The organism is Nocardia sp. CDC159, assembly GCF_023740735.1.
Taxonomy (GTDB): domain Bacteria; phylum Actinomycetota; class Actinomycetes; order Mycobacteriales; family Mycobacteriaceae; genus Nocardia; species Nocardia pulmonis.
Genome location: NZ_JAMRXH010000006.1, coordinates 1 through 12,051, shown reverse-complemented (window position 1 = coordinate 12,051; position 12,051 = coordinate 1). Strand labels below are relative to the sequence as shown.

The following is a 12,051-nucleotide window of genomic DNA, read 5'->3' as shown; positions in this document are numbered from 1 at the left end:
CACAGCATTCTCCTTCGGATTCAGCTCTTCGCGGTGAGCCGGGAATAGCGGGCGAGCACTCCGTCGAGTCGTCGATAGATCTCGTCGATCTCGTCTCTGGTGATGGTCAAGGGCGGGACGATGCCGATCGTTCCGCCCAGACCCTCCGCGCCCTGACTGCCCATGATGAGCCCGGCCAGGGCGATGCGGTCCTCGATGACCTGCCATTGTTGTTTCGGAATCGGCTCTTTGGTGCGCCGGTCGCGGACCAGCTCGATACCCATCAGCAGACCCGCCCCGCGGATATCGCCGACGATCGGATATTCGCGCAGGTTCTCGAATTTGTCGAACAGGTATTTGCCCATCTCGCGGGCGTGGTCGACGATTCCGTCACGCTCCATGATGTCGAGGGTGGCCAGCGCGGCCGCGCAGCACAGCGGATTTCCGTTGGTGGTGCTGCCGGTGGCGATGAATCCGTCGACCTCGGTGAGAAATTCGCGGTAGATCTCATCGCGCACCACCACCGCGCCGAACGGCAGATAGCCGCTGTTGATGCCCTTCGACAACGCCATGAAGTCCGGCCGCACCCCGAAGTAGTCCGCCCCGAACCATTCGCCCAGTCGGCCGAATCCGGTGATCACCTCGTCGTAGGCCAGCAGAATGTCGTGCCGATCGCAGATCTCGCGCAGCCGCCGGTGGTAGGCCGCGGTCGGCACGATCGCCCCGCCGACGCCGAGCGCGGGTTCCACCAGCACCCCGGCGATCCGGTCCGCGCCGACCCGCTCGATCACCGCCTCCACCGCATCCGCGCAGGCCAGCGTGCACATGTTCGCGCAGTCGAAGGCGCAGCGGTAGGCGTACGGGGTGGGCGCGTGATGAAATCCGGGCAGCAGCGGTTCGAACTGCTCCCGGAACCGCCGGAAGGCCGAGCCGGTCGCGCTGAGCGCCCCGTAGGTCACGCCGTGATAGGCCCGATCCAGGGCCACCACACCGAGTTTGGCGGTGTCGGGCCCGCGCCGCAGCCGCTGATACTGGCGCATCATCTTGATGACGGTCTCGTTCGCCTCCGATCCGGTGGAGGCGTAGAAGACAATGTTCAAACCCTCGGGAGTGACCCCCGTGAGCCTGCGGGCGTAGTCGTCGGCGATGTGGTGGGTGGCGCGTTCGATCGGGAAATACAGCAGTTTGCCCGCCTGTTCCCGGATGGCTGCCACGATCTCCGGATGCGACCCGCCCAGGCTCAGATTGCACAGTCCGGCGAAGGCATTGAGGTATCGATTGCCGTCGTTATCGGTGACCCAGACCCCGTCGGCCCCGGCGATGCTGATACCGCGCCGCCGAAATCCCCGCATATTCGTGAATCCGTGCCACAGCGTGGATTCTGTTTCCGGCACAGCCCGATTCGGCATGGCGCTCCTCGCAGGAGAAAAACGTTTCGCTGGATAAAACGGTAAATCCCTTGCAACCGAGGGTCATCGGTTGTTTGGTCGAACCGAACTCAACGGTTGATGGACTCGGCCGCCGAACTCGTTCGAGCATCGAGACGTGCCGCACCCTCCGGCCACAATGCCGCCAGATCCCATCCGGTGCGCCGACTGCACAAACCCGCCGCCGCGGTCTCGGTCACAATGGTGTTCATATCGACCGCGAACCACTCCTGCCTGCTGACGCATTCGCGCAGCACCCGGTCCCCCGCCCGCACGCGGCACAGCGTGGTCAATTCGATCCGCCCGGGCGTCGCGGCCGGTTCGGAACCGAGCCAGATCTCGTGCGTGCGCTCCCCGAAACGCGCCGCCCCCACCCGAATCGGCCGCACCACCCGCGTCGGCGGAAATGGAATGGCCTCCACCACCGCGCGCGCCCCGGGCGCGAGCCGCCGCGCCAGCATGCGCCACAGCTCGCGCCGCCGCTCGGGATCCAGATAGCCGAGCACCCCGCAGGCCACCGCGCCGCCCAGGCGCTCGGGCAGCGCGACCGCCTCGATGGTCTCGGGCACGACGGTCACCCGCGCCGCCAGCTCGGGCCGGTTCAACAATCGACCGATCAGGGCCGCGCGCATGGCCGCCGAGGGTTCGACCGCGATGAACTCGGCCGCGGGCAGCGCCGCGCCGAGCAGCTCCACCACCAGGCCGGTGCCCGCGCCGATATCGACGATCGGACCCCCGGCCGCACCCGACAGCGCCTTGGTCAGCGTGGCGGCGCGCGGTTTCCAGTACGAGCGCCCGGCGATGTCGTAGAACTCGGCGGTATCGGCGTAGCTGTCCATGCCCGGTCACCGCCCCGCCGCGAGCGCGCGCGATCTGGTGCGGTGCTCCACGATTCGCGCCAGATTGCGGATCTCGAGAATGTCGCAGGCGTGGAACAGCGGCCAGCCCGACACCGGCCAGGCGCGACCGGGCGGTGCCAGCCGGGGATACGGGTTGCGGTCGTAGTTGGGGTGTCGCCAGGTCGTCAGCATCAGCAGCGCACCGGGCCGGTTCTGCACCCGCTGCGCGGACAGGACCCGGCCGCAGAACACCATCCACAGATCCCCGCTCTGATCGACCGCCGATTCGTAGTCGAAGGTCAGCACCTCCGGATTGCCGGTGATGCGCAGATAGATCTTGGTGCGCGGATCGGTGGCGTCCTCGCCGACATACAGCCCCGTGCCGTCCACCGGGCTGAAATCGCGCATGCTGTAGGTGTATTCCTCGATGCTGCGAATATCGAGCAGATACTCGTACAACGCCTCGGGCGGACAGTCGATGTGCTGGTGCACGGTGTAGACGCCCTCGTCGGCCGGGCCGCCGCGCAGCCGTTTGGTCTCGGCGATGATGGCCTGTGCCGCAACGGCTCTCGACATGGCCTCGCAGCGAAACAGGCCGGGCAGCTCGGTCGCTTCCACGGCGCACCTCCCTCTCAGATCTGAACGTCGTCCCACCGGGCGAAGCAGTGCCGAATCCACGGCCGCGGCACATAGCGAATGCCGATATTGCGCACCTGCCGGGCCGCACAGGAGTCCCACATCATGAGTTCGACCAGCGCTCGGGCCCGTCGATGCGCGGCCTCCACCGGGGCGCGGCGGCGCAGCAGGAACGCCACCAGCGCCCGATCGATATCGGCGTGCTCGGCCCGGTACAGCTCGTCGTCGAGCACCGACGCCGATTCCATGGCCACCGACGCCCCGATTCCGGTGGCGGCGGGCATCCCCGAGGCGGCGTCACCGATCAGGATCACTCGCCCCCGAATCCATTGCGGCACAGTGATATCCATCATGTCGCCGCAATGCACCGGACCGTCGCCGGGGCGCAGCCGCCCGAGGAAGTCCGGTTCGGGCCCCTCGAAGTTGCCCGCGACGGCGGCGACGCAGGACACCCGGTCGCGAGTCGGATAGGCCGACAGCAGCACCCGCACTCCCCAGTATTCGTGCAGCTCGTCGTACGGCACGGTGCCGTAGGGCGCCCACCACCACCAGATCCGCCAGTCCAGCGGCCGGGTGTGGGCGCGCAGCTGCGCGAGTTCGCGGGTGGCCGAACGCATTCCATCGGCCCCGACGACCAGGTCGAATTCGGCCTCGCGCCCGTCGGAGAAGCGGACGCCGACCACCGGGCCGAGCGGCTCCAGATGGGCGATCGAAGTGTCCAGGTCGATGGGCGTGCCGCCGTTGGCGGATTCGAGGATTTCCAGCAGATCCTCATGTGCGGCGGCCCGCGGCACCTGCGGCGTCACGCAGCGTTCCAGATCGAGGACGCGCAGCACCCGGCCCTCGTGATCGTGCAGCACATGGCGGCGCAGCGGCGTGCTGCGCCGGATGAACCCGTTCCACAGCCCCAGCCCGTGCAGCACCCGGCTGCCGCGCGGCCACAGCGTGACCGCGTGCCCCGGATCGCCGTAGCCGCCGATATGGTCGACAACGGTCGGGCGCAGCCCCCGCTGCCGCAGCCGCGCGGCGAGCGTGAGACCGGAGATTCCCCCGCCGACAATCAGGATCTTCACCCGAATGCCTTCTGCTCCAGTGTATTCGGTGGCGCACCCGCACGAACGGCGAGCGCGTCGGCCGCCGCCTCACCCGACCGGCAGCATGCCTCCAGCGACGCGCCCAGCAGATAGTCTCCCGCCAGGGCCAGCCCGGGCACGGCGGCGGTCGCGGCCGCGACGGCATCGAGGAACATGTCGTGCCGGGGCAGGTAGGCACAGTACGCCTGCGGCCAATGCCGCACGGCCACCGCGGTTCTCGGCGACCGGACGATCCCCAGGTGCGCCTCCAACACCCGCTCGGTCTCAGTGATCAGCGTGTCCACCGTGCCCGCGTCGGGATCGGTGAGCCTGCCGCGCCGGCCCGAGAAGGTATAGCGCACCAGGTTTCTGGCGTCCCTGCCGTAACTGCCCACATTGCTGCACGGCCCGTCGTCGAGGGCGAGGGCGCGCACGTCACGGGCGAAGACGTCGTGGGCGTAGCGCGCCACCGCGATCGTGGCCGGGAAGTAGCGCACCGACCGCAGCAGCTCGGCCAGCGCGGGCGACAGCGCCCGCAGCAGCGCCGCCGCGGCATGGGCCGGAGTGCAGATCGCGACCGCGTCGTAGCCCGAGACGTCCTGCGCGTCCCGCGTGTGCAGCACCACTCCCCCGGCCCTTGCCTCGATGCCGACGACCTCCTGGCCGTAGCAAACCTCCACCTGCTCCTCGACCCGCGAAAGTACTTGCCGCAGACCGGTTCTCGTCTGATCGAAGTGGTCGAGCAGCATGCCCATATTGGTCGGGAAGGTGCCGAGGAACACCTCGTCCGGCTCCGCCCCGTTCATCCGAACGGTAATGGGCCGCAGGAAGTTCGCGGTGGTGCGCGGCCCGAAATGGCTGGCCAGCGGCTCCCGGTCGGAGCGGGCCGCGAGTGAACGCGCGAACTCCGAACCGAGGAAGCGCGCCGAATCCGCCGCCCGCACCCGACGCGCAATGCTGTCCAGGCGCGGCAGATCCCGCAGATCGCACATCCGCACGATGGCACGCAGGGTCTGCGAGCGCCGATCACTGTCCAGCGGCACCAGCCTGCCGTCGACAACGCGAGAGGTATTGATGCCGAAGGGCTCGTATTCGACCCCGCCCAACCGCTCCAGCAGCGCGCGCACGCGGGTGTACCCGCGCCCGATGTTCTTGCCGCCCACCATGATGTCGCGGCCGTCCAGTTCGGCCATGCCGAGGCGTCCGCCGAGCCGATCACCGCGCTCCAAGATCCGTACCGCGTATCCGGCCGACCGCAACCGCAACGCGGCCGCGATTCCGGAGATCCCCGCGCCGACCACCGCCGCCACTGGTTCGCTGGACACGCTGACTCCTGTTCAGTGCGAGCCGGATTCGTCGATCACCTCGAGGGTGACCGTGCCGAAGGTTTCGCGGGCCTGCTCGAAGGTCACCCGCACCGCATGCCGCACCGCACCGTCCCCCTCCCGCGACCCGGTGATCGCGGCATGGCAGCGGGTGTGCAGATCGAGTTCGCAGAAATTGCCGAAGTCGACATCGCAGGCCACGATCAGCGCCCGGTCCGGCCGCGTGCCTCGATGTTCGGCCAGCACGGCCAGTGCGCCCTGACGGGCCGCCTCGAGCATCAGCATGCCCGGCACGTGATCGACCGCGTGATCGAAGAACACCGGATGCGACTGATCCAGGGCGAGGGTGAATGCCGCGGCATCGGGGCCGGGCACGCTCGGATCGCCGAGCAGGATATTCGCCGACAGTCGCCGTCCCGCCCGCTCCGGTTCGAGAAGCCTTGTGGGCCACGTCGATCCACTGGGGACCGGTTCCACCGCCAGCTTCTTGGCCCGCGCGCGCTCGCGCGCCGCCTGGTAGTAGTGCAGCGGCAGTGGCAGCCAGCGACCACCCGCTCGGCCGCACTCGCGCCCGTCCACGCTGATGGTGACCGGCCGCTCGCGCATCCGCTCGGAGGTGCGGGCATTGACGACCACCAGCAGCCGTGCGGGTTCCGGACCCGTGCGCAGCGCCCCCGGGTCGGTGAATTCGACCTGCATATCCCGGAATACCAGGAAATTGTCGTCCGGCACATGCGCGTACACATGCGCGACATATTCGGTGACCTGCCGGGTCACCTCCATCACCGCGATCGGATCCAGATAGCCGGGATTGCCGCCGTCGTTGAACAGCATATGGCTGCGCGGCAGCATGGCCGCGATCGCCCACTGCCGCTTGCCGATAACCGCGGAATCGGTGAGAAAGACCTCGTTGATCGCGCTGCGGTGCACCAGCGAACGCGGCACCGTCTGCTCGAACGAGAGGTTCGGCTGGAGCGCCGGAGCGCTTTCCGCAGTGGCCATATTTTTCAGGCTATTGTCCCCGTGCACCGAATCCATCGTGCATACGGCCACTCGAACTCAACGGCTGGTGGATTGTTCGCGATTCCCGAATTCCGTTCCCCACCAGGCCGTTACCCTCGCCGATGTGACCGATCTGGACTGTGCGGTGATCTTCCCCGGCCAGGGCGCGCAGCGGCCCGGCATGGGTGCGCCCTGGCTCGGCTCGCCGCACTGGCGCATAGTCGACGAGGTATCGGAGTGGACCGGCTACCCGGTGGGCGACCTACTGCTGCACACCGGCGACGAACGCCTCCGGCGCACCGATCTGGCGCAGATCTCCATCTTCACCATGTCGCTGATGGCGTGGAATCACCTGTGCGCCAACGGCATCGTGACCGGCGTGCGCGCCTGCGCCGGGCACAGCCTCGGTGAGTACACGGCACTCGTCGCGGCCGGGGCGCTGACCCCGCGCGAGGGTGCGCTACTGGTCGCCGCGCGCGGGGCCGCGATGCTGGCGGCCACGCGCGGGCACGACGGGACCATGGCGGCGATCCTGGGCGGGGAGGCCGCCGACATCGAGCGGATGGCCGGTGCCGTGCGCGCGGAGGGCGGGCATGTGTGGGTCGCCAATCTCAACGGCCCGCGGCAGGTGGTGGTGTCCGGCACCGAGCCCGGCGTGGCCGCGGTGGCGGAGCAGGCGCGGGCCGCTCGGCTGAAGGTGGTGCGCTTACGCGTTGGCGGTGCGTTCCACACCCCGCTCATGGCCGCGGCGGTCCCTGCCCTGCGGACGGCCTTGGCGGCGGCCGAATTCCGGCGCACCACCGTGCGGATCGTCGCCGACGTGGATGCCAGCGTGTATTCGCCCCGGCGCTGGCGACGGCTGGCCGAGCAGCAACTCACCGCGCCTGTCCGGTGGACCGACGTGTTGGAGGCGTTGGTCGATCGGCTCGGCTGCACCCGCGTCGTGGAGGTGGGGCCGACGAGGGTGCTCGCCAAATCGTTGGGTAGACAGCGGGTTCCGGTGCGGGTGGGGTACTGCGGGTATCCCGGGGATCTACCCGTGGCCTGAGGTCGGGTCAGGGGTGGTCGAAGCGGCCGTCGGCGAGGTTGGCGGTGAAGGCGGCCCATTCGGCGGCGTTGAAGAGCAGGACTGGGCCTGTGGGGTTTTTGGAGTCTCGGACGGCGACCGTGTCTCGGGGAAGGTGGGCGACCTCAACACAGTCACTCCCGGCACCGCTTCGGCTGGATTTGAACCATGTCGTGTCCGGCGAAAGGAAGGCGACCTCAACGCAGTTGTTTCCGGCCGCACTTCTGCTGGACTTGAACCACCGTGCCGCGGATAAGTCAATGGTCACGGCGCGTACTCCCTTGCGATCGACAGGATCAGATCCCTGGTTGCATCCGCACCCAACGCTACACGCCGGATGTTCCGAAGCGCCTCCCTATACATACCGATCTGGTCTTCCGCCGTCAGATACAGAGCACCCACATACCCCTCGACGAACACAACCGGTGGTGAGGTCAACTTCGAGTTCGTGAGCATCGGGAAGTCCAGCCATACGAACGAGCCGACGACAGCGGCGAAGGGGTTCGTGCTGAACGGCAAGACTCTGATAGACACGTTCGGTCGGTCGTCCAACTCGGTGAGATACCGCAACTGGTCCCCCATCACGCCCGGCCCCCCGGTCGGATGTCGCAGAGCTGCTTCCGAGATGAGCGCCTCGAACTCGAATTCCGGGTCTTCCAGGCGTCGGCGACGCTGTTGGAAGAACGTGAGGAGCCCTTCGACTTCCTCGGACTTCTGGTTGGGAAACTCGGCCCAAGCGAGTTGCCGCCGATACTCCATCGTCTGCAGCAACCCGGGAACCAGGTTGAACTCCACCGTGGTTATCTTTCGCGCACTCTCCTCCAGATCGAAGTAGCGGTCCTTGCTTGGCCGAAGCCTGTTGGCAAACGCTCGCCAGGAACGGCCTTCGGAGTTCCGCTCCTGCCGAACCTCCTCCGCAAGATCGAGCAGTTGCTGCCTCTCCTCATCGCTCACCCCGAGCTTGTCGCACAGCCCGTTGACGAGAAGACTCGAAACGTTCTGCTTCACCCCATCCTCGAGCCGCCCATACGTCTGCGGCGACATCTCCACCGCCTTGGCCACCGCATACTCCGACATCCCCGCCCGCTCCCGAAACCTCTGCAGCTTCCGCCCGAACCTCCGGCTCGCCAGGGTTGGATCCGCCATCGTTAGCCTCTCTCATGAGTGTCGTCATTTTTGGAAATACTCAATCTGGAATCTCAACAGCCCTGCGGCAGTGGAACTCCCGAATAACTCCCACCCACCACGCGAAAGACTAACACTACACCCATTGCTCCACTTCATCTTCAGCAAAGGAGCCCCCGAAACAGCTCATTTCATAAGCACTTTCACCAACCCAATGGTGGAATACGAATTACCGAGGGTGGTGTGCGGAATTGGCATGGCAGAAGATGTTCGACCGTAAATACCGCCATCCCACGGCTCACCCCTGCCCCTCCTCCGGTACCGTGGAAGGCCGGAAGGCATTGGTACGGGTAGGGGATCACGTGGACCTGGAGCTGGCCGGAACGAACGGGACATGGGCGTTCGGTGCCGATGCGATCCGGATTCGGTATCTCCCGAAACGCCCCGCGCACAAGCTGCTTCGTCGCCTCGGCGAGCTGGTGGTGCCGGAGCGGGCGTTGGCCGGGGTGACATTCACCGGCGGCCGCAAGGAGGGCGTGCTGCGCCTCGAGGTCCGCCCCGGGGCGTGCCCGCTGACCGAGGCCGCCGCCGGACAGCTGCCGGAGAAGGCCGAGCCGTACCGCCTGGTCGTCACCGGCGACAAACAGGAGCTGGCCGAGTACTACGCCGGTTACCTGCGCGACCGGATCGCCCTCAACCCGGACGCCGACCGCCCTTCCCCCGAATACCTCGTATTCGGCCCACCGCCCCCGCTGACGTTCGAGGGCGAAGGCGGCTACGCCTCCTTCGACGGCAAGGCGATCACATTCAGCCGGGGCCAGAGCGGCAAGCGCGATCGGACCTTCGACCTGGCCGACGTGGAAGGCGTCGACTGGATCTTCTCCGACTGGGGCACCAGCTCCCTACGGGTGCGCCTGCGCGACTCCAAACCGGCCACAATGGTTTTCGGCGAATGGTCCCAGGACATCGACACCACCCTGCCCTTCGCGGCCGCCGTCCGCGTCGCCCTGGCCGAACTCCGCACCACCAAGCCCACCCCGAAGCCTCTCCCCGCCGCACCGGCCGTCCCCGAGGAGCCATTGGTCAGCGCCGAAAACGTCCTCGCCACCCTCCGCAGCCTCGGCGAACTACGCGACGCGGGCGTGCTTTCCGAGGACGAGTTCCAGCGTAAGAAGACCGAACTCCTCCGCAGGCTCTAGCAGGCGTCGAACTCCTCGCGCATCCTGCGCTGGACCTCGAGGGCCGGGACGCTGAGCGTGTCGTCGCTGACGGTGAGGAGGGAGTGATAATCACACCCGCCGACGTGCACGGCGCCCTCGTTACGTTTTCCGTCGGTGTAATAGAACAGCCAGCTCCACCGCAAGCGCAGGGGTTGGCCGGTGGTCACGCCCAATTTCCTTACCGTGTCGGCCAGTTGGCCGTAGACGAGGTCGGGTTCGAAGGTCGACACCACCGTGTTGCGCACCGACAGCCCGACGATGTGACCGCCTTCGATCTCGACCGACCCGATCGCCAAGGGGATTTCCGACAGCCGACGGCGAAACTCCGCTTCCCGCTCGGCGGACAATGGTAGGTCGATACTCCACGACGCATACCCGGCCGTCGAGATCGACACCTCGGCCGCGCTCGTGTCGCCGATCATCGCTCGGATCGCAGCGAGCGATGCGGCCCCGCCGTTCTGCGTATCCGAGACGGAAATTTCCGGCGTAGGGCGCACATCCCAAGAGATGCTCCCCTCGGGCACCTCCACCGAATACCGGCGAACGTTGCGAACCGCCTCGAGAAACGAATCGACCTCGAGCTTCTTGGTGGTACCGACTTTCGCCCTGTCCCCCACCACGAACCCGATCTCCTGTTCCCTGAACCCCTTGAACCTGCCCATCCGCTCGCCCAGCCGACCGAGCACGTCCCTGATCTGCGACTCGGTCGCCTCGGGCAGGTGCACATCGAGCCGAAACAAGCTGTCCCCCTTGAAGAAGTCATCGGCATAGGAGACCTCGACGCGCTGTACCCCCGGCATAGCCGAAATCTCCGCATCGAGCTTGTCGACTTCGGCACGCCAATCGACCATCAGCGAGGAGCAGCCAACGAGAACGACCACCACAACCCCGGCGAGCACAACTCCCCGCAAGCCCCTGAAAACTCTCATCAGCATGCGAATCACACTGCCTCCTACCCGCTTTCGATCGCCGAGGTGACTTCGAACACCGGATAGCGCTCGGTGATCTTTTCGAATTCGGCCAACGGCGCGTGGCGGTCGACCGGGAAGTGCGGGCGGGCACCAGGCGCGATGGCAAGATAGCGGCGCAGAATGGGAGCCCGGGCATCGGCCGCGACCTCCTCCAACCGCACCATTTCACTCCCACACCGGTGCAACACAGCTCGTCCCCCACTCGCGCGGACGTTCCGAACCCAATCGGCCTCCGGGCCGAGCATCGACACCAGATACCGATGGCCGTCGAGCTCAGCTACCGCAATCGGCACCGTCACCGGCCGACCAGAGCGCCGACCGCGCACCTCCAAGGTCATCGCATAGCGCGGCGACAGAAACCCAGCCGAGTACTGCAGGCCCGAGACCCAGTTGAGCACTCGCATCACCCTGTTCGGCCGACCATCTCGATACATCCACCGCTTGGCCGCACCCAACCAGCGCGGCAACGAACGGGCTGAATTCTTCCGGAAACCCCCTGAGATACGCATCCGCACAACACAACCAGATAAATCCCCACTCCGCCAACCCTGGATCGGCACGACCACTTGATCTTTGGCTGCCCCGCGCTGGCCGGCTCAGTCAGCGCGATAAGCGGCATCATTCGCCCCCTCCTCCCTCGGTTGAGAGGCGGTCAAACGATTTAACGACCTGCGCCGCGGGCGCTATGGACGTCGCAGCCAACCACAACCAACCTGCGGAAAATTGGTAGCGCCGGAAACCAGCGGTGATCATGATGAGGGTATGACGCAGGATTCGCGAGCCGTGGTCGAGGCGGTGTTGGACACAGCGGCGAGTGACGAGCGGGTGGCCCTTCTCGAGGATCGACTCGACGAGTTCAACCGTGCCCACAATGCCGTGATTCGACGGATGCAGCAGTTGCCGGACCAGGGGGAGGAACCGGTGCAGGCGTATCTTGTCGCCGAGGGTACCGTCTTGGGCGGCATTGCCGGCTCAACGTGGGCGGAGTGGTTGCGCATCGAACTCCTGTGGGTGGACGAGCGGCGCCGAGGGCAGGGCCACGGAGCTCGCCTGCTCGCGGAGGCCGAGCGTATCGGGCGGGAGCGCGGCTGTGCGCACTCGCGCACCGAAACCTGGGACTTCCAGGCCCCCGAGTTCTACCTGCGCCGCGGTTATCGCATCGCTGGTGAGATTCGAGACTACCCGCCGGGGGCGACCGAATACCTGCTCACCAAGGCGCTGTAAGCCCGTGTGCTCGTCCTGATAGGTGGTGTCCCGCTACCTCGTCGGCTAGTTAGAAACTGGTATCACGATCGGGTCCCGGCCAGGATCCGGTCCAGGTGCCCGGTGGGGGTGCTCTCTCGTTCGGCTGCCCACCATCAGGGTTCGGTGTGGCTCTCAAATTGGCT

The 12,051-nt window shown here is 66.8% G+C and carries 13 protein-coding genes; 3 read left to right on the top strand and 10 right to left on the bottom strand.

The genetic code is table 11. From position 1 onward, the window contains the following. Positions 1 to 20: 20 nt before the first annotated feature. From NDR87_RS14935 to NDR87_RS14910, 6 genes are all read right to left on the bottom strand, one after another. Complete coding sequence (locus NDR87_RS14935; protein WP_251913856.1) at positions 21 to 1,388, bottom strand: aspartate aminotransferase family protein; 1,368 nt, start codon at positions 1,386 to 1,388, stop codon at positions 21 to 23. A gap of 89 nt (positions 1,389 to 1,477) precedes the next feature. Continuing rightward, on the bottom strand, positions 1,478 to 2,245 hold the full coding sequence (locus tag NDR87_RS14930; protein ID WP_251913857.1) for a trans-aconitate 2-methyltransferase: 768 nt from the start codon (positions 2,243 to 2,245) through the stop codon (positions 1,478 to 1,480). A gap of 6 nt (positions 2,246 to 2,251) precedes the next feature. Then, the gene (locus NDR87_RS14925) at positions 2,252 to 2,863 is read right to left on the bottom strand and encodes an SRPBCC family protein (protein ID WP_251913858.1); all 612 of its coding nucleotides are present in this window, start codon (positions 2,861 to 2,863) and stop codon (positions 2,252 to 2,254) included. 14 nt (positions 2,864 to 2,877) lie between these two features. Beyond that, on the bottom strand, positions 2,878 to 3,954 hold the full coding sequence (locus NDR87_RS14920; RefSeq protein ID WP_251913859.1) for an NAD(P)/FAD-dependent oxidoreductase: 1,077 nt from the start codon (positions 3,952 to 3,954) through the stop codon (positions 2,878 to 2,880). After that, positions 3,951 to 5,279 carry an FAD-dependent oxidoreductase gene (locus tag NDR87_RS14915; protein ID WP_251913860.1) on the bottom strand — a complete coding sequence of 443 codons (1,329 nt, stop codon included), beginning with the start codon at positions 5,277 to 5,279 and terminating at the stop codon, positions 3,951 to 3,953. Before NDR87_RS14915 ends, NDR87_RS14920 begins: the two co-directional genes overlap by 4 nt. Before the next feature lie 12 nt (positions 5,280 to 5,291). Continuing rightward, on the bottom strand, positions 5,292 to 6,281 hold the full coding sequence (locus NDR87_RS14910) for an AfsA-related hotdog domain-containing protein (protein ID WP_251913861.1): 990 nt from the start codon (positions 6,279 to 6,281) through the stop codon (positions 5,292 to 5,294). Positions 6,282 to 6,405: 124 nt separating this feature from the next. On the opposite strand from NDR87_RS14910, the gene NDR87_RS14905 reads away from it, so the two are divergent. After that, the gene (locus tag NDR87_RS14905; protein ID WP_251913862.1) at positions 6,406 to 7,329 is read left to right on the top strand and encodes an ACP S-malonyltransferase; all 924 of its coding nucleotides are present in this window, start codon (positions 6,406 to 6,408) and stop codon (positions 7,327 to 7,329) included. A 7-nt stretch (positions 7,330 to 7,336) separates the two neighbouring features. On the opposite strand, the gene NDR87_RS37740 is transcribed toward NDR87_RS14905, so the two are convergent. After that, on the bottom strand, positions 7,337 to 7,615 hold the full coding sequence (locus NDR87_RS37740) for a DUF397 domain-containing protein (protein WP_308212092.1): 279 nt from the start codon (positions 7,613 to 7,615) through the stop codon (positions 7,337 to 7,339). Next, positions 7,612 to 8,493 (bottom strand): helix-turn-helix transcriptional regulator, encoded by an 882-nt coding sequence (locus tag NDR87_RS14890; RefSeq protein ID WP_251913863.1) that lies wholly within the window; start codon positions 8,491 to 8,493, stop codon positions 7,612 to 7,614. The genes NDR87_RS37740 and NDR87_RS14890 overlap by 4 nt, the downstream gene beginning before the upstream one ends. Positions 8,494 to 8,834: 341 nt before the next feature. Here NDR87_RS14890 and NDR87_RS14885 point away from each other — a divergent pair, with 341 nt between their 5' ends. Beyond that, on the top strand, positions 8,835 to 9,671 hold the full coding sequence (locus tag NDR87_RS14885; protein ID WP_251913864.1) for a DUF4429 domain-containing protein: 837 nt from the start codon (positions 8,835 to 8,837) through the stop codon (positions 9,669 to 9,671). Here NDR87_RS14885 and NDR87_RS14880 read toward each other — a convergent pair. Together NDR87_RS14880 and NDR87_RS14875 are read right to left on the bottom strand one after the other, a co-directional pair. Then, positions 9,668 to 10,636 (bottom strand): hypothetical protein, encoded by a 969-nt coding sequence (locus NDR87_RS14880; RefSeq protein WP_251913865.1) that lies wholly within the window; start codon positions 10,634 to 10,636, stop codon positions 9,668 to 9,670. The genes NDR87_RS14885 and NDR87_RS14880 overlap by 4 nt on opposite strands. An 8-nt stretch (positions 10,637 to 10,644) precedes the next feature. After that, complete coding sequence (locus NDR87_RS14875; RefSeq protein WP_251913866.1) at positions 10,645 to 11,229, bottom strand: nitroreductase/quinone reductase family protein; 585 nt, start codon at positions 11,227 to 11,229, stop codon at positions 10,645 to 10,647. A 196-nt stretch (positions 11,230 to 11,425) separates the two neighbouring features. On the opposite strand from NDR87_RS14875, the gene NDR87_RS14870 reads away from it, so the two are divergent. Next, positions 11,426 to 11,887, top strand: a complete 462-nt coding sequence (locus NDR87_RS14870) for a GNAT family N-acetyltransferase (RefSeq protein ID WP_251913867.1) — start codon at positions 11,426 to 11,428, stop codon at positions 11,885 to 11,887. The last annotated feature ends 164 nt before the right edge of the window (positions 11,888 to 12,051 follow it).

Bases quoted from the DNA above. Each gene is read 5' to 3' on its own strand.
- NDR87_RS14935 (WP_251913856.1), bottom strand. From the start codon at position 1,388: ATGCCGAATCGGGCTGTGCCGGAAACAGAATCCACGCTGTGGCACGGA.
- NDR87_RS14930 (WP_251913857.1), bottom strand. From the start codon at position 2,245: ATGGACAGCTACGCCGATACCGCCGAGTTCTACGACATCGCCGGGCGC.
- NDR87_RS14910 (WP_251913861.1), bottom strand. From the start codon at position 6,281: ATGGCCACTGCGGAAAGCGCTCCGGCGCTCCAGCCGAACCTCTCGTTC.
- NDR87_RS14890 (WP_251913863.1), bottom strand. From the start codon at position 8,493: ATGGCGGATCCAACCCTGGCGAGCCGGAGGTTCGGGCGGAAGCTGCAG.
- NDR87_RS14870 (WP_251913867.1), top strand. From the start codon at position 11,426: ATGACGCAGGATTCGCGAGCCGTGGTCGAGGCGGTGTTGGACACAGCG.